This is a genomic window from Paenibacillus sp. MMO-177 (genome assembly GCF_037147795.1).
Lineage (GTDB): Bacteria > Bacillota > Bacilli > Paenibacillales > Paenibacillaceae > Pristimantibacillus.
Window position 1 is genome coordinate 54,571 of the sequence record NZ_JBBCUR010000005.1, and the last position, 17,606, is coordinate 72,176.

Genomic DNA, 17,606 nt, shown 5'->3' on the forward strand with positions numbered 1-17,606 from the left:
ATACATCCTCCCAAAGGTTCCTGTCTCTCTTCGTCTATTTAACCATTTCGTTCCATCCGAACTCTATCATAAACCTGTTTAAGAGGGATGCCAAGCGTGCTTGCGATTTTTTTGCAATCCTCGTATTCCGGTGCCCATTGAACCACTTCTCCGTTATACAGGCCTTTCTTCACCGTAACCGGCCCCCATTCCGTGTGGACCGTTTCGAACACCCTCTCCAGCCGGTGAACGGTAAGCGGATAATACCGGATGCCCAGCGTAGTCGTCTCGCGGAACAGAATTGCTTTCATGGCCTCTAATTTGTCCTGCGCGCATAACAGCTGAAGCATCGTTCCCGGTCTGTTCTTCTTCATATAGATCGGCGTGTAGAATACATCATTGGCACCCGCCTCAAACAGCAAATCCATGACATACCCGAGCCATTCTCCCGAAATATCGTCCAGATTCACTTCGAGCTTGATCATTCCGCTGTCTTCATGCTCATATGCCGGCTGATTGAACATTCTCCCGACTCCTATCCCCTGCAGCTATTCGCCAATTACAACGCGCAAAACATTCGGATGTTCCGGGAACGTCTTGGTCCCGGCTCCATACCCGATTGCCTCTACCTTGAAGGAAGGCATTGGGCCAAAGCTTTCGGCAAGCACTGCCGCAAAAGCTGCGCCGGTAGGCGTCGTAAGCTCCGCGCGGATCGTCGACTGCTCGATCGGAATACCCTTCAGCATTTCGAGCGTTGCCGGCGCGGGCACCGGATAAATGCCGTGATCGATTCGGATTTTACCGACTCCAACCGGTACGGGCGCGCATTTCACCGTTGTAATCTGCAGCTGGTGAAGCAGAATCGCCGCGCCAACGATATCAACGATGGAATCAACCGCGCCTACCTCGTGAAAATGAACCCGTTCCAGCGGCAGTCCGTGAATCTTCCCTTCGGCCTCCCCAATCTTCTTGAAGATTCGGAGCGCGGTTTGCTTAACCGCGTCCGTCAAGGCGGACTTGCCGATTAGCTCGACAATGTCTTTATACGCCCGATGATCATGGTGGTGATGACCATGATCATGCGAATGGCTGTGGCCATGGTGATGATCATGATCGTGCGAATGATCGTGTGAGTGGCCGTGCCCATGGCTGTGCTCATGTTCGTGGTCATGTTGGTGATGATCATGATCGTGCGAGTGGCTGTGGCCATGCTCATGATGTTGATGGTCATGATGGTGCTCGTGTTCATGAGCATGTTCATGTTCATGATGATCATGGCAGTGCCCATGATTATCGTGCGCGTGTTCATGCTCATGGCTATGCTCATGATGATGATCATGTTCATGGCTGTGCCCATGACCTTCATGCTTCAGCTCCACATCAAACTTCAAAGCCTTGATGCCATTCTTCATCACATGCTTCCAAGTAAGCTCGTACTCGTCGCTGATCTGAAGCTTTTTCAGTTCTGCCTGCAAATGAGCGGCGTCTCCTCCCGCATCCAGAAGTGCGCCGATAAACATATCTCCGCTAATGCCGGAGAAGCAATCGATATATAAGGTTTTCATAGGCCGGCGACTCCTTTGTTTATAAGCTGGTGGATTAGCGCGGCGTTATAGCCGCCGCCAAATCCGTTGTCGATGTTGACTACGCTGATGCCGGAGGCGCATGAATTGAGCATGGTGAGAAGTGCCGACAGACCGCTAAAGTTAGCGCCATAGCCCACGCTTGTCGGCACAGCGATAACCGGATGGGCGACAAGGCCGCCTACAACGCTTGGCAGCGCCCCTTCCATTCCGGCTACCACAACGGAAACGGCCGCTTGCTGAATCTCTTCCGCATGATGCAGCAGGCGGTGAATGCCCGCAACCCCAACATCATAGAAGCGGCGTACGCGGCTTCCCAGAACCTCAGCCGTTACAGCCGCTTCTTCGGCAACGGCCAGATCCGACGTGCCTGCCGCTACAACCGCAACGTACCCGTTCAGCTTGCTCTCCTGTTTAGCCTCATGCTTCCAGAACAACAGTCTCGCTACAGGATCGTATTGATATTCGGAGCATACGGTCCGGATCTGATCCGCTTTTTCATGAGACACGCGGGTAATAAGCACCTCATGATGTTGCGCCTGCAAAGCTTTCGCAATCCCGATGATTTGCTCGGCCGACTTGCCTTCCCCATATACGATTTCAGGGAAGCCCTGGCGTTTTTTCCGGTGATGGTCCACCTTCGCAAAGCCCAGATTCTCGAAGGTCGCCAGCTGACTGGCAGCATCCTCCACGCTAAGCCTGCCGTCCTGCACCTGTCTAAGCACGTCTTCAAGCATGTACTCACCTCTTAAGCCTTTTCAGATCTTTAGAACAATGCTGCAATACTGGCTGCCAATTTCTCGTAGCGATCATAGATGGCTTTATAAACCTTGCTGTTCCCGGGATTCGGATGCACGGCTTGCCCCATCGGAATATTAGACTTGATGGAAGCCAGATCCTTCTCTTCCCCGATTGCGACAAGCCCTATCCATGCGGCTCCCCAAGCTGCGCTGTGGTGGTTCTCCGAAACGTAGATCTCCGCTTCGAAAATATCCGCCATCATCTGCAGCCAGAACGGTGAACGCGCTAAACCGCCGTTGACGTAAATTTTGCGGGAAGGTCCGGCAAGCTGCTCCAAAGCCCGTCCAATCTGATACAGATTAAACGTAATGCCTTCCAGAACGGCACGGACATAATGCGCCTTCGTATGGGCAACGGTCATGCCGTAGAAATTGCCTCTTGCCCGCGGATTCCACAGCGGCGCTCTCTCCCCGTTAATATACGGAAGGAACAGCAAGCCTTCGGCTCCGGGAGCTGACTTGTCCGCCTCCGCGAGGAAACTCTCGTAGCTGCCTTGATCATTTAGAAGCTGTTTCAGCCATTGGAGCGCAATGCCGCCATTGTTCGTAGGTCCGCCGATAATATAGGAATCTTCGGTAAAAGAATAGCAGAACGTCTCGCCGCGGCTGCTGACCTTTGCCTCACGAGTGACTTGGCGGATTGCCCCGCTTGTCCCGACCGATACGGCAACCTCTCCGGGCAGCAGCGCGCCTATCCCCAGATTGGCCAGCTGGCCGTCTGCGGCACCAATCGCCACAGGCAGCTCCGGAGCGATTCCCATCTCTTCGGCAATCTCCCTGTTTATCGAACCAAGAAGGGTCGTAGGAGCAACAATTTCAGACAGCTGGCCCGCCTGAATACCGGCCAAATCCAGCATTTCCCCATCCCACTCCCGCGTATACGGGTTAAACAATCCTGTAGCCGATGCCATCGAATAGTCGATGACCCGCTTGCCAAACCAGCAATAGATCAAATATTCCTTGATCGACATGAAGTAGGCAGCATGATGATATGGCTCGTATCCGGCGTCCTTCATCCACAGCAACTTCAGGAAAGGCGACATCGGATGGATCGGCGTACCCGTTCTCTCGTAGTAACGCTGACGCTCTTCCTCTGTTAGACGATCCGCCTGATCCGTTCCTCTTCCGTCCGACCAGATCAAAGCAGGGGAAAACGGCTTGCCCTCTCCGCTTACCGGTACAAGAGAATGCATTGCCGCGGAAAACCCGAGGACGGCAACCTCATCCTTTCCGATCCCTGCTTTCTGAATCGCATTCCGAACGGCCAGAACAGCAGAGCGTTCTATCGCTGCCGCATCCTGCTGGACCCAGCCTACCTGCGGGTATTCGGAGTGAACAAGCTCCTCCGCTTCCGCAACGAGGTGGCCAACGCGGTTAAAGATACAGGCTTTGGCGCTGGTTGTGCCCAGATCAAGCCCAATCACGTAGTTTGACATTCGATAATCCTTCCTTTTTCCCCAAGTGTAAACGGCTTGCCCGAATTATAGATTAAGCGATCGATTCATGCTGCCGCTCTTGTATCCAAGCAGATCAAGGGTTACGTATTTATAACCAAAGTCTTGAAGCTGCCCCACGATTGCCTCGTGATGAGCGAGGATTAGCGGCATATCGCCAGGTTCTACTTCTATTCTAGCAATCTCGTCGTGGGTGCGCACGCGAACTTGGCGAATACGGAGCGATTTCAAGTAGGCTTCCGCTCGTTCCACCTTCAGCAGCTTCTCGTTCGTAATTTTCTCGCCATACGCAATCCTTGAGGACAAGCAAGCAAAGGAAGGTTTATCCCATGTCGGCAAATCAAAAACTTTCGACAGCTCCCGAATTTCCTGTTTATATAAATCCGCTTCCAGCAGCGGACCTCTCACGCCTCTTTCCTTGGCCGCCTGCATGCCGGGACGGTGTTCGTTCTTGTCATCCGCAATAACGCCATACACCAGATTGGCGAAAGACCGCTCTTCGAGCAGCGGGAACAAGTGATCAAACAAGCTGCTTTTGCAAAAATAACAACGGTTCTTATTGTTCTCCGCATACCCCGGAATGGCGAGCTCCGAAGTCGAGATCACTTCGTGCTGCACGCCAATTAGCTTCGCCAGCTTCTTGGCCTCTTCCAGCTCGCTCGTCGGATAGGTCTCCGAGTCGGCCGTGACGGCAAGCACATTGCCGGTTCCAAGCGTATCAACCGCCGCTTTTAACAGAAAGGTACTGTCCACCCCACCGGAGAAAGCAACCACTACCGAGCCCATCCTGCGAAGAATATCCTGCAGGGCAACATATTTTTCAGTCGGCACTTCCATTCCCCTCTCTAGATCGTCATGCTGCCGAAACCGCCGTCCACGCGGATCAAGGTTCCCGTTACGAAGCCCGATGCTTTCTCCGAAGCCAGCCATACCGCTGCGCCTTGAAGCTCCTCCGGCGTTCCGAACCGGTTCATCGGCGTATGACGCATGATGGAGGCAACGCGTTCCTCGCTTAATATTTTACGGTTCTGTTCAGCAGGGAAGAACCCCGGAATAATGGCATTCACCCGGATGCCTTGCTCGGCGAATTCGCGGGCGAGAAATTGCGTTACGCTGTTAAGACCGGCTTTGGATACCGAATAAGTAAATACTTTGGACAGCGGCGTTGTTGAAGATACGGACGAAATGTTAATAATGCTGCCCGTCCGCTGCTGCTCGATCATCCGCTTGGCGAAGATCTGGCAGGTGAGCACGATCCCTTTCAGGTTGACGTCCATAATGTCGTCGTACTCTTCCATTTCGAGCTCGAAGAATGGCGTTGCGCTGTTCTTTCCGGGAGCATTCAGCAGAATATCGCATCCGCCTCTCCATGCTTCGATCTCCGATTGCACCTTAAGCAGCGATTCCTTAGACAACACATCCGCCTGGAAAGCTTTTGCGCTGCCGCCATCACTGATAATAGCGTCTACGACGCCCTGTGCCTTTTCGAGATTCCGACCAACAATCGCAGCATGAGCGCCGTGAGCGGCAAGACCTGCTGCCATCGAAGAACCAAGCACGCTGTTGCCGCCGATTATAACCGCTGTTTTCCCCGTCAAATCAAATAAATTAGCCGTCATTTCTCTTCTCTCCCCATTCTCTCTGATCTAGAACAAGTTCCCGTCGTTATTGAATTCAAGCTCATACAAATCCTTCACGACTTCCATGCGCGGATGATGCTTCACGTATTCCAGGAGGGCTTCCGATACTTCAATCTCACCGATCTCCAGCGTGTTTTTGATCCTCACCATCTTCACCTGGTCAAAATGCAGAATATTGCAGGTCTTGATCGATGCCTGAATCGTCTCCCGGTCATTCGGAAGCGTAGTGGCAATCTTGGTTGGCGCCACAACCGTCGAAGTCAGACCGTTTGCGTACGTTTTCTCCAGATCCATCTTGTCTACGAGACGCTGCGTTGTAAAATCCGCCGTTCCAACGCCGTTCGCGTTGCCTTCCGTCTGATGCGTCAGGTCGAGCACCGCCATTTTGTTCACGTCCGGTCCGCCGTGGGCATAAGGCGTTGGATAACGGCCCGTAATGTTGGGATCCATTCCGTCGCCGCTGATGTTCTTGCCGATCTGATCAATAATAAGAACATCCAGCTGGTCGAAGAACAGCTTTGGCAGCAGCTCTTTCGATTGGGCAAGGAATTGCGGCTCCCGCTCTACGATTTCATCCGGAGTAAGCGTTTCGATGAACCGGACTTTATCGAAAGCGTTCTCGATCGACGCTACGCCAAACAACACCGGCTTCTGCTCCATAATAAGCTTTGCCATAGCCGGAACATTCTCCGCCATGTATTTGAAGCCAAGCTGGTGGCACGCCTCCGCGCCTCTTTGCTTGCCAAGACCAATGCTGATCATCTTCATGATACCGCTTTCCACATTGCCTCTAAATGCCGTATGCGGCTTCACGCGGTTAATGACCACAATGCCGTCCGCCGCGGCGGCGAATTTATCCAGATAGACGGGAAGGCCGTTCGGAAGCTCGCCAAGCTGCACAACTTCCATCGATGAGCGGATCTCGCATCCTGCCGTCTCTTCCGTTACGCCCAGATGAGCGAGCACTTCGCGTTGTCCTTCCGCCGTCGCCCCGCCATGGCTTCCCATGCTTGGCACGATGAAAGGCTTTGCTCCGGCATCCTTCAGGAACTTCACGGTAACCGCCGTAATCTCCACCAGACGGTCAAGTCCACGGCTGCCCACCGCGATTGCAATCTCCATGCCCGGTTTGACGCGGCTTGTAATTTGCTCCCGCTGAAGCTTCGGCAGCAGCTCGCTTGCGATATCCTCAATTTTTGTATCGTCGAAATTGACTTTCACCTTGGCCATGCGCGGAATCGGAATATCCTTGACCAGATCCTGCAAAATACCCATCCTGTCATCGCTCCTTTTATCGCTCCGATAATTTGTTTGTTTAATGAACAAATTAATTGTATTATTAATTTAACAAGCACTATCTCCATTGTCAATTCCGTATTTATGCTACTAGGAGGATAAAGATGATTACCGGCGACGCTTCTTATATAAAGAAAATGAATCGTTCTTTGATTCTGAAAGAGATTTTGAAGGAAGGCATGTTATCGAGAGCAGACGTCTCCAAAGTAACCGCCCTCACCCGGGCGACGGTATCGGGTCAGGTCTCGGATCTGCTTGACGAGGAATTGGTTATCGAGAAAGAAATCGAATACAGCCAGGTCGGCCGCAAACCGATTATGCTGTCCATTAACGCGGAGGCAGGTTACGCGATCGGCATCGATCTGGAATACGATCAAATTTCCTTCGCGATCTCGGATCTTCAAGGCTCTCTTGTCCTGTCCGACACCATTACACTGCAAAGCAACGCTTATGAGGATATCTTGTCCTTACTAATCGGGCAGATCAAGCATTATCAGGAGCGCTTTGCTGCCAGCCGTTACGGCATCATTGGCATTGTCATCGCCATTCACGGCCTTGTCTCAACGGATGAAGTCATTCACTATATCCCATCCTTTGACTGGCATGACGTACCGCTGAAGAGCGATCTGGAGAACGCGCTTGGGCTGCGGGTAAAGCTGGAGAACAATGCGAATCTCAGCGCTTTCGCAGAACGCGTTTTTTTCCACCACGAGACCGACGATTTGTTAAGCGTGACGCTCTATTCCGGCATCGGGATGGGCATGATGATTAATCACTCCTTCTTCCGGGGACGGGACGGTTTTGCAGGGGAGATTGGCCATATGATTGTTGTGCCTGGCGGCATTCCGTGCAATTGCGGCAATCAAGGCTGCTGGGAGAAATACGCTTCCGAGACAAGCGTGTTCCAGCTATTGCGCGCCAAAAAGCCGGGCGAGAACATTACCTACGCGCAAATCGGACGCTGGATTGAAGCGAAGGATCCGGATGTAACAGAGCTCATGGAGCAATTTATCCATTATCTGTCCATCGGACTAAATAACATGATCAATATTTACAATCCCGAGGTTGTTGTTCTGGACAGCGAATTGCTGAGGATTTATCCGGATTCCCTGCGATTTATTGAATCGAATTTAAACTCCAGAGTCAGCCACTACCGGGAAATCAAAATTTCTACCATCGGGAAAAAATCCTGCGTGCTTGGCGCATGCGCGATTGCGATCCAGAACTTCCTGCAGGTTCCCGTCTTGAATCTACCCTATAAAGGTTAACGCAAAAAAGCGGTGCAGAGTTTGTTCTCTGCACCGCTTTGCTGTTAGTCGTGGAAATTCGTTCCGTCCGTTACAGCCTTCACATAACCCGCACGGATGACAAAGTCGCCAAAATTCTCGCCTTTGTTGCGTTCAGCTGCATACCGGTTAATGATTGGCGTAAGGGTATCGATGATTTCGTCTTCGCCGATGTTTTCTTTGTACATCTTGCTGAGGCGGTCGCCCGCGAAGCCTGCACCCATGTACATGTTGTATTTGCCGGGCGATTTGCCGATAAACGAAATTTCGCCAAGCGCCGGACGCGCGCAGCCGTTCGGGCAGCCTGTCATCCGGATGTTGATCTCCTGATCCGCCAGTCCCGCGTTAGCAAGGATTGGCTCCAGACGGTCGATCAGCGACGGCAGATAACGCTCTGCTTCCGCCATGGCAAGACCGCAGGTCGGAAGGGCTACGCAGGCCAAAGCGCTGCGGCGGAGCGCCGAAAAGTTCGAGCCTTCCGCGATGCCGAATTCCTTCAGAATAGCAACGATTTTTGTCTTCTTCTGAGCCGTAACGTTAGCGATAACCAGATTCTGGTTAGCCGTTAAACGGAAATCTCCGGTATGGATCTTGGCGATTTCGCGAAGCGCCGATCTCAGCTTATTGCCTTCCGTATCGACCACACGGCCGGCTTGAACATACAAGTTCAAATTCCATTTGCCGTCTTTGCCTTTAATCCAGCCGTAACGGTCGCCCGTATGCTCGAAGCGGAATTCGCGGGCAGGCGCAAGCTCCCAGCCGAGACGTTCTTGCAGCTCGTCGATGAACCAAGGAAGGCCATGACGGTCGATCGTATATTTGAAACGAGCGTATTTGCGCACGGAACGGTTTCCGTAGTCGCGTTGGATCGTTACGACCTTTTCAGCCAAATCCAACACTTGATCAGGGGTTACGAAACCAATGACTTTAGCAAGCTGCGGGTAAGTTGCCGTATCGCCATGCGTCATGCCCATGCCGCCGCCAACGCTGACGTTAAAGCCGGCGAGCTTGCCGTCTTCGCCAATAATGGCAATAAAGCCAAGATCCTGCGAGTACACGTCTACGTCATTCGAAGGAGGTACGGCAATACCGATCTTGAACTTACGCGGCAGGTAGACCGGACCGTAAATCGGTTCAACTTCGCCTTGCTCCGCACCGTCTACAACCTTCTCGCCGTCCAGCCAGATTTCATGGTAAGCGGGCGTTTTTGGCGCCAGATGTTTGGTAAGCTGCTGCGACCAGTAGTACACTTCGCTATGAAGCTCCGATTGGTACGGGTTCGGGTTACACATGACGTTACGGCTAACGTCGCCGCAAGCGGCCAGTGTCGACAGCATTGCCGCATTGATTTCCTGAATCGTTTTCTTCAGGTTCCATTTCAATACGCCATGCAGCTGGAACGCTTGACGCGTAGTCAGCTTCAGGCTGCCTGTACCGTATTTGTCAGCCAGGCTGTCCATCAGAAGCCATTGCTCCGGAGTCGCTACACCACCCGGTGTAACGACGCGAAGCATAAATTGATAATACGGCTCGAGCTTTTGCTTCTCGCGCTCGTTGCGATAATCGCGGTCGTCCTGCATGTAGCTGCCGTGGAATTTCAGAAGTCGGTTATCCAGCTCGGGAAGGCCGCCTGTAATCCGGTTTGCCAGCGAGTCAGTCAACGAACCGCGCAAATAGTTACTTTCGAGTTTCAGATGTTCCACGTCGCTCGGCGGTCCGCCGACGGGCTCGACTTTATGGTTCTTTGCCATTGCTGTTAGCTCCTTTGCCCCATGTAATGGGTCCATACTTATCTATTTGCTATGCGCTGCCGATCGAGCGCCTAGTATACGTCGCGTTGGTAACGTCCTTGCTCTTGCAAAGCGGACAGGTAAGCTGCCGCATCCTCAGGGGATTTGCCGCCGTATTGGCCGATAATCGTCAGGAGCGCGGATTGAACGTCATGCGCCATGTGCTTCTCGTCGCCGCAGACATAAACATGAGCGCCGTTTTCCAGCCACTTGTACAGCTCGGCGCCATTTTCCAGCATGCGGTGTTGTACGTAGACCTTCTCTTCCGAATCGCGGGAGAATGCTACGTCGAGCTTCGACAATACGCCGTCTTTCAGCATGCGCTGCCAATCCGTCTGATACAGGAAGTCCGTGACGAAATGGCGATCCCCGTAGAACAGCCAGGTTTGGCCGTCAGCACCCGATTCCTCGCGCTCTTCCAGGAATGCGCGGAACGGAGCAACACCAGTACCCGGACCAACCATGATCACCGGCGTTTCCGGATTAACCGGCAGCTTGAAGTTCGGGTTCTGCTGAATAAAGATCGGCAGCTTGTCGCCAGGCTGCAGGCGTTCGGATACAAATACCGAGCATACGCCTTTGCGGTCGCGGCCATGCGCTTCATATTCCACCTTGCGGATAGTCAGATGCACTTCTTCCGGATGCGCTTCAATGCTGCTTGCGATCGAATAAAGACGCGGAGGCAGCTTGCGAAGCAAGCTTGCAACATCTGCTGCTTTCAGCGTCCAAGGCGCGTAATCACGGAGCAGGTCAAGCAGATCGCGTCCGTTCAGATACGCCTTCAGTTCTTCTTTATTTTCCGGTTTAACAAGCTCAGCCAGCTTGGCATTGCCCGAGAAAGCAACGGCTTTTTCCAGCAGCGGCTTTGTTAATACCGTAATTTCGTAATGATGGAGAAGAGCTTCACGGAGCGAGGATGTCTCGCCGGCTTTGCCGGTTACCACCTTCTCGTCCGCATTCCAATTAAGAAGCGTGATGATGTCTTCTACCAATGCCGGGTCGTTTTGCGCATACACGCCAACCGCATCGCCAGGCGCATAAGTCAAACCGGAGCCTTCGAGCGACAGTTCCAGATGGCGCGTCTCGCGGTCGGAGCCTCTGCCGTTCAGGTTCAAACTGTCCAGCACTTCGGCCATAAACGGATTCGAACGGGAGTATTCGGACTCGCCGGCTGCTGCCGGGGAAGCCGATACTGCTGCTCCTTGCGGAGCCGACGCTGCGGATGGCGCGGCGCTAACCGCGCTGCTTACTGCCGCAAGCCAGCCGGCTGCCGCATCTTCGAAATCAACGTCGCAATCCACGCGGTCAACGATACGTTCAGCGCCAAGCTCGGCGAGACGGACGTCAAAGTCTGCGCCTGTCTTGCAGAAGAATTCGTACGAGGTGTCGCCAAGAGCCAGAACGGAGAACTTCATGCCTTCCAGCTTAGGCGCACGTTTGCCATGCAGGTATTCGTAGAACGTTAACGCGTTATCCGGCGGATCTCCTTCGCCATGCGTGCTTGCGAGGATAAACAAATAGCCGACTTCTTTTAATTTGTTGGTCTTGAACTGGTTCATCGCCGACAACGTTACGTCAAAGCCTTGGGCTTTCAGCTTTTCAGCCAGACGGCCAGCAAGTCTTTGAGCGTTGCCCGTTTGCGATCCGAACAAAATCGTTGCGTCCTTAGGACCTTGCGCCACTGCAGGCACTGCAGCCAGCGCAGTCACAGGTGCGTCTGCAACGGCAGCTCCTGCGGCAACCGATGCCAGAGCCGTGTTATTACCCGCGCCGTAAAAAGCTAAATAACCGCTCAGCCATTGCATTTGGGATCCTGTTAAAGTTGGGAGCAGCTTGTTAAGCAGTTCTGCCTGCTCGCCCGTAAACGGACTATTCGTCACTTGAAGTTGCAAACAACATCCACCTCACATCAATCTATAAAATCCGACTTCGACACTCTGTTTTTACTATACTTAATACTAACGCAGCCTTTCGTTAGGTTCAATGCGTTCGTCGAAAAATGTCTATAAGATATTCTGTAATATTAATCACTTTTATTTATAAAGCTGCGAATACAGGGGTGCACGGCTTAATTTTTCCCTAATTATGGCTGCAAGATGCTTTTTCTCCTCTTCTGAAAGGCTTAAGCAGATAATTTGAGGGCAGTAACCGAATTGTTGAGAGGTTTAGAATTGATACATTTATGTGTAAAAATAATCATAGTAATTTACTTCCTCAATGGCAGCGAAAATAAAAAAATGCACCCCATTGTTATGAGATGCATCGATTATCTTTTCCCGCTATTTGTTTTCCTGCTATCTGGCGAAATTGTGTCCGCCAATTCTCGCTACAACCTCAAGGCTGTTCCAGAACGATCCTCTGGTCACGTTAGGATTGTAGAAATATACGGCGTCATAAACGTTATTTCTCCCGTTCAAGGCATCCTTTGCTGCGCGAAGCGCGCTGGCGTTCGGCTTGCTCTTGTCTAGCAGCCCGTTGTGGGCTGGCGGAAATTGCTTGCCGGAGTAGATAACATCGTGAATGGAATCCGGAAAACGGGAGTCCTTCACCCGGTTCAGGATAACATTCGCAATGGCAAGCTGTCCTTCGTAGGAGTCTCTGCCTGCTTCAATTTGGGAAATCTTCGCAAGAAGCGTTAAATCGCTTTGCGTAAAAGAGGGAGCCGGATTATCCAAGAATGAAGGGATAACGACTTTTAATTTTGTTCCGGGCTTTACCTCATCCTTGCTATTGAATCCGTTGCGCTTGAGCAAAGTTGCTGCGCTAATTCCGTATTCCTTGCTAATATCGGCAAGACCGTATTCATCGGTTACGACCGCACGATCCACATCAGTCAGCTTTGCCGTATTCGAATCGGTATCCCACGTCAGATCTGCGTGGAGCACGTCAGCCAACTGGCGGAGTGGCACATACATTCTGCCATCCTCCATGAACGGTACCGCATCCATCTTGTAACGGCTGTCGTTGAAATATACGACCGGTACGCCGTTGCCGAATACAATTTCATCATTATAGGCTGTATCTATTGTAAGTTCTTCATTATTGCTGTCCCAGCTGATCTCGGCGCCAAGCATCGCAGCAATGCGCGCTGCCGGTACATACATTCTGTTCTTTTGTGTAATAATGGAATCTGACAGCTTCGCGTTCTCGCCATTTACCCGAACCGTTGCCCCCGCTTCTGCCGCAGAAACGCTTGCAAGCGGTCCGGCACTAAGCCAGAGAAGCGCTAAAGCCATTACACAAGACATGATCTTCACAGATTTTTGCATGCTATGTATGATCATATATACCTCCTTAAATAAATGTAGGTATAAAGCCCTGAACCATTCATGCTCTGGGTAATTGTACCACATGCAAATATGAAGTTTGGATTAACATTTTCACAGAAAAGCTGAAATTCGCTGTAAATTCTTTCATTTTTCTCATAAAAGAACGATTTGTTTCTCATTAATTATTAATTTATACTATTAATAAATAATTGGTCGTGAAGCACACGCCGTTTTGATTTTCGTTTTATCTCCGTGATAAGACGATTTCGAAACGGCGTTTTTGTTTGTCTTCATGACCATTTTTAAAAAGGGATGTGATGGCAATGATTAAATTTGAACAAGCTTTTGACGAGTGGATGCAGGGCATGATTGTCAGTGAAGACAACCAGCGAAGACGCGAATTGCTGGAGAAAGGACTAGGACACGGCACGATCGAATTTCTGCGTTTGGTCTGGTTCCCGGCTGTCGGCAGCTTCAAACATCTGTATCCGGAATGGGAGGTGCAGGATTTCCATAACGGTTACCGCTATCTCGATTTGGCTTATATGCCTGGCGGAGACGCAAAAGGCGGCATCGAAATCCAAGGCTACGGGCCTCATGCGCGGGACCTGGATGTGCGGCGGTTTAAAGATCTGTGCTGGCGGCATTGTCTGTTAGCACTGGATAATTGGGTGTTTCTGCCGGTGGCTTACCTCTCCATCGTGGATGAACCAAAGCGTTGTCAGCAGCTTGTGCTTTCTTTTATAGGGAAATTCATAGCGACGGACGCACCGGAGTCGTTGGGCTGTCTTGAAGCGGAGACGATCCGATATGCCCGAAGGCTGCTGCGTCCTTTTATGCCGTCCGAGCTTGCTGCTCATCTGCGGATCTCGGACCAATACGCTCGCCGGATTCTAGCCAGACTGGTTGACCTCCGGCTCCTCATTGTCGCCAGCGGAAATCAGCGGTATCGTACCTACGCTCTACGAGTCTGATGACGGTCTGCTCACCGGCCGAATAACTGCTATTGCTACGGTTGCTACTGTTGCTACGGCTGCTACGGCTACTGCTACTGCTACCGCTACTGCTACTGCTATTGCTACTACTATTGCGGCTGCTACTGCTATTGCTACTGCTATTGCGGCTGCTACTGCAACTGGAGCAGGCTAACGAAACTACGTATCGCTATTCGCCCGATTTCAGGGCTTTTGGTAATCTAACGAAACTACAGATCGCTATTTGCTGCTTTTGTGCCTCATATAGCCTCTATCGAGCCAAATAACGATACTCAGTTTCGTTAGAATCCGAATGTAGCTGAATTCCGTCAAATAACGATACTACGTTTCGTTAGCGCGACGAGCTACGGAGAACATTCCAAGGTTCGGTTTGCGGCAGGATTGAGATGGAGCTGGTGCGATGACAAGGTCGAGGGAGGATTGTGATAGTGCGAATTTAGAATGGATCGCGTGCGATACTCAAGTAATGTGCATACCCACCAGCTGACGCGGCACCTCCCCCCTTGCAGCTAACGGCTAACGAAACTACGTATCGCTATTCGCCCGATTTCAGGGCTTTTGGAAATCTAACGAAACTACAGATCGCTATTTGCTGCTTTTGCGTCTCATATAGCCTCTATCGAGCCAAATAACGATACTCAGTTTCGTTAGAATCCGAATGGAGCTGAATTCCGGCAAATAACGATACTACGTTTCGTTAGCGCGACGAGCTACGGAGAACATTCCAAGGTTCGATTGCGGCAGGATTGAGGTGGAGCTGGTGCGATGATCGGGAACGAGCTACGGAGAACATACCAAGGTTCGATTGCGGCAGGATTGAGATGGATCTGGTGCGATGGACAAGGTCGAGGGAGGATTGTGATAGTGCGAATTTAAAATGGATCGCGTGCGATACTCAAGTAATGTGCATACCCACCAGCTGACGCGGCACCTCCCACCTTGCAGCTAACGGCTAACGAAACTACGTATCGCTATTCGCCGGATTTCAAGGCTTTTGGAAATCTAACGAAACTACAGAACGCTATTTGCTGCTTTTGCCTCTCATATAGCCTCTAATTCGCCAAATAACGATACTCAGTTTCGTTAGAATCAAAATGCGGCCGATTTCAGGCAAATAACGATACTACGTTTCGTTAGCGGACGAGCTACGGAGAACGATCCAAGGTTCGGTTGCGGCAGGATTGGAGTCGGGGCGGCTGGTGCGATGATCAGGTTCGAGTGATAGTGTGACACAATTTACGCAAACACGCGGACAACCCAAAGACCTCCGGATGCTCGGAGGTCTTTGGGTTGAATACATGTTACTTTTTCGCCGGCAGGCCGTTGGCTTCGCGGATCAGCGAGAAGTATTGGTCAGCGAGGACCACTTGGTACTCAGGACCAAGCTGAGCCGTTACGTTCGCCAGATCCGTTGGCGTCATGCCCCATGCCAGAATGCCGAGGGATACGAAGAGCGGCGATTTGCCGTCCCATTTCGCTTTGGCATCCGCGAGAGCTTTTTTCGTATCGTTGACGGAACCTACGCCTTGGATGTTGGACGTTGGAACACCGTCTACGATGTCTACCTTAGTGAAGTTATCCCAGCCGATGAAGAGGCCCGGCACATCGTATTGATCGCGGTACGCCGCATTGTTCGCTTTGCTGAGCGGCAGGTTTTCGCCATTCAGACGGTTAAGCACATACGGAATGGTCATGCCGGTTTTCTTCAAGTAGTCTTTCGTGTTGCTCAGATAATCGGTGAGAGCCTTCTCCGGCCAAGCAGCCGGGTAGAAGTAACCTGCTCCGGAAGGTCCGGCGATAATCTGATCGTTAGCCGTTGCCGTGCCATAGAAGTAGTTCAGCATGGCAGGTGCGGCATCGTAGAGCAGCGGGCTGGAGGTCCAGTTGATCGGCACCTGGCCGCGCTTAGGATCATCCCACAAATTCCGCAGTCTATGCTGGTTATATTGGAGGTTGTCGCCTTCGCTGAACGTATACGTTACGTAAATTTTGTTATCCAGCTTCACCGGCTTAGGAGCCTTTGGCTTCGAAAATTCCGGCTTCGTGCCGGAGAATACGGTCATGTTGCTGAACCAATCCGCCGCGAGCACGTATACGCCATGATTCGAAGCAACCTCAACGCCGCTGAACTCGCCTTGGAAATCGTTGCTGAACCATCCGAGGTACGGAGTTCCCGGCTTCACATCGGACATGATTTTCTCAAACAAATCCTTCTCCGCCGGATCATTGGAATCCAGCCAGAAGACCATTGCCTTGTTCGCTACCGCGTAATCACGAAGGAAACCGTATGGCTCCTTCGTCAAGGAAGAGAACGGCTGGTCGTTGGTCGCGCTCACCTTGTACTCATTCCACATCTCAACCGACATGGTCAGAGCTTTTGTGCCTGCAGGCGGCGTGAACTTGTACGTGAAATAATTGCCGCCATCCGCAAAGCGGTGGCCGCCGCTGCCCGAAGATACCTGGGAGCTTTGCGGATCATACAGGAAAGGCTTTTCCGAATCCGTGCCCGGCAAGAAGTGCGCAATCTCCACTCCGTCAGCCTTCACCGTAATTTCGTGAACGGCCGATCCCCAGCCGTCCTGCGTGAATGCATCGCCGAATTTCACGTACACATCAGGCTTTGCCAAGAACTGCGACAAGTCCAGATCATACACTTTACGGTTTTTCGCATCGCGCTCTTCCGTCTGCTCCTGCGCTACAACCTTATAAGTATCCGGCTGATTCGCAGGCGGGCGTGCCGATACTTCAGGGCTCAAACCAACCAGCATCCGGTGGGTTGTTTCCTTCCACAAGTTCTCGTACTCCCATGTATAAGCGTCTACGCGGTCTTTGAATTTGCCTTGAAGATCCTCGATTACTTTGAAGTTATACGGTGCTGCTTCCAGCTTTGCGGCCAGCTCTGGGCTTACAGCCACGCCGTCGCGAAGCCCCGCCAGCGTTGTAGCCACGTTTACGGAATCCGGTACATTAGGATCATAGATAATGATGCCTTTCACTTCTTTTTGGAACTTTTTCAAAAGGTCAAAATAATCGTCGCGCACTTTATAGTCGACGTCCAGATCGTTCAGCCATTTGAATTTGCCTTCTTCCTTGCTTTCCAGCAGGTAGATGCGGGGCTCCTTACGGTTGACGATCCCCTGCAGGGTAGACAGTAACAGCTTTACATCGCCCGGAGCATCATAGATGTCCGCAACTTCCAGCTGCTTTGGCTGCTTGAAGGTCGGAAGCTGTTGTTTATCCGGCCATGAAATGGTGGATCCTTGTGCCGCAGGCTGCGGATCGGCATACGATCCTGCCGCCGTGAAAGACAGCGTACTGACAATTGCTAGACTGATTGCCGTTAACTTTCGAATCATGTTCTCACACCTCTTATGGTTTAATTAGTGATGCTGCAAGTTCGAAAACGAAACGCTGGCTCCCCACCTCCTAGCGGTGTATCATAGCAGTTATTCATACCCAAGACATATTATATATATTGTATATGTCATTTCAATAACTTCGACAAAAATTACCA

General features: G+C 51.6%; 12 protein-coding genes and 1 pseudogene. 3 read left to right on the top strand and 10 right to left on the bottom strand.

Annotated features, from left to right (window positions below; all coding sequences use genetic code 11):
- Positions 1-38: 38 nt before the first annotated feature.
- The 6 genes and pseudogenes from larC to WFK81_RS18520 all read right to left on the bottom strand — a co-directional run bounded on the left by larC (position 39) and on the right by WFK81_RS18520 (position 6,731).
- Positions 39-1,544 (bottom strand): annotated as a pseudogene (gene larC / locus WFK81_RS18495) (nickel pincer cofactor biosynthesis protein LarC).
- Positions 1,541-2,299 carry a nickel pincer cofactor biosynthesis protein LarB gene (gene larB, locus WFK81_RS18500; RefSeq protein ID WP_336787872.1) on the bottom strand — a complete coding sequence of 253 codons (759 nt, stop codon included), beginning with the start codon at positions 2,297-2,299 and terminating at the stop codon, positions 1,541-1,543. Before larB ends, larC begins: the two are co-directional and overlap by 4 nt.
- 29 nt (positions 2,300-2,328) lie before the next feature.
- Positions 2,329-3,798, bottom strand: a complete 1,470-nt coding sequence (locus tag WFK81_RS18505; RefSeq protein ID WP_336787873.1) for a gluconokinase — start codon at positions 3,796-3,798, stop codon at positions 2,329-2,331.
- A gap of 45 nt (positions 3,799-3,843) precedes the next feature.
- Positions 3,844-4,647, bottom strand: a complete 804-nt coding sequence (gene larE / locus WFK81_RS18510) for an ATP-dependent sacrificial sulfur transferase LarE (protein ID WP_336787874.1) — start codon at positions 4,645-4,647, stop codon at positions 3,844-3,846.
- A 14-nt stretch (positions 4,648-4,661) separates the two neighbouring features.
- Positions 4,662-5,435, bottom strand: coding sequence for an SDR family oxidoreductase (locus tag WFK81_RS18515; RefSeq protein WP_336787875.1), 774 nt, complete (start codon positions 5,433-5,435; stop codon positions 4,662-4,664).
- Positions 5,436-5,462: 27 nt separating this feature from the next.
- Positions 5,463-6,731 carry a lactate racemase domain-containing protein gene (locus WFK81_RS18520; protein WP_336787876.1) on the bottom strand — a complete coding sequence of 423 codons (1,269 nt, stop codon included), beginning with the start codon at positions 6,729-6,731 and terminating at the stop codon, positions 5,463-5,465.
- A 125-nt stretch (positions 6,732-6,856) separates the two neighbouring features.
- Between WFK81_RS18520 and WFK81_RS18525 the strand changes: the two genes are divergently transcribed.
- Positions 6,857-8,020, top strand: a complete 1,164-nt coding sequence (locus WFK81_RS18525) for an ROK family protein (RefSeq protein WP_336787877.1) — start codon at positions 6,857-6,859, stop codon at positions 8,018-8,020.
- A gap of 44 nt (positions 8,021-8,064) precedes the next feature.
- On the opposite strand, the gene cysI is transcribed toward WFK81_RS18525, so the two are convergent.
- The 3 genes from cysI to WFK81_RS18540 all read right to left on the bottom strand — a co-directional run bounded on the left by cysI (position 8,065) and on the right by WFK81_RS18540 (position 13,064).
- Positions 8,065-9,789, bottom strand: a complete 1,725-nt coding sequence (cysI, locus tag WFK81_RS18530; RefSeq protein ID WP_336787878.1) for an assimilatory sulfite reductase (NADPH) hemoprotein subunit — start codon at positions 9,787-9,789, stop codon at positions 8,065-8,067.
- Positions 9,790-9,860: 71 nt separating this feature from the next.
- Positions 9,861-11,720: an assimilatory sulfite reductase (NADPH) flavoprotein subunit gene (locus WFK81_RS18535; RefSeq protein WP_336787879.1), complete on the bottom strand. Its 1,860-nt coding sequence runs from the start codon at positions 11,718-11,720 to the stop codon at positions 9,861-9,863.
- Between the two features lie 402 nt (positions 11,721-12,122).
- Positions 12,123-13,064, bottom strand: a complete 942-nt coding sequence (locus WFK81_RS18540; protein ID WP_336787880.1) for a cell wall hydrolase — start codon at positions 13,062-13,064, stop codon at positions 12,123-12,125.
- A gap of 356 nt (positions 13,065-13,420) precedes the next feature.
- On the opposite strand from WFK81_RS18540, the gene WFK81_RS18545 reads away from it, so the two are divergent.
- Together WFK81_RS18545 and WFK81_RS18550 are read left to right on the top strand one after the other, a co-directional pair.
- Positions 13,421-14,071, top strand: coding sequence for a transcriptional regulator (locus WFK81_RS18545; RefSeq protein ID WP_336787881.1), 651 nt, complete (start codon positions 13,421-13,423; stop codon positions 14,069-14,071).
- On the top strand, positions 14,022-14,246 hold the full coding sequence (locus WFK81_RS18550; protein ID WP_336787882.1) for a hypothetical protein: 225 nt from the start codon (positions 14,022-14,024) through the stop codon (positions 14,244-14,246). Before WFK81_RS18545 ends, WFK81_RS18550 begins: the two co-directional genes overlap by 50 nt.
- Positions 14,247-15,393: 1,147 nt before the next feature.
- Here WFK81_RS18550 and WFK81_RS18555 read toward each other — a convergent pair.
- Positions 15,394-17,448 (bottom strand): GxGYxYP domain-containing protein, encoded by a 2,055-nt coding sequence (locus WFK81_RS18555; protein WP_336787883.1) that lies wholly within the window; start codon positions 17,446-17,448, stop codon positions 15,394-15,396.
- Positions 17,449-17,606: the final 158 nt, after the last annotated feature.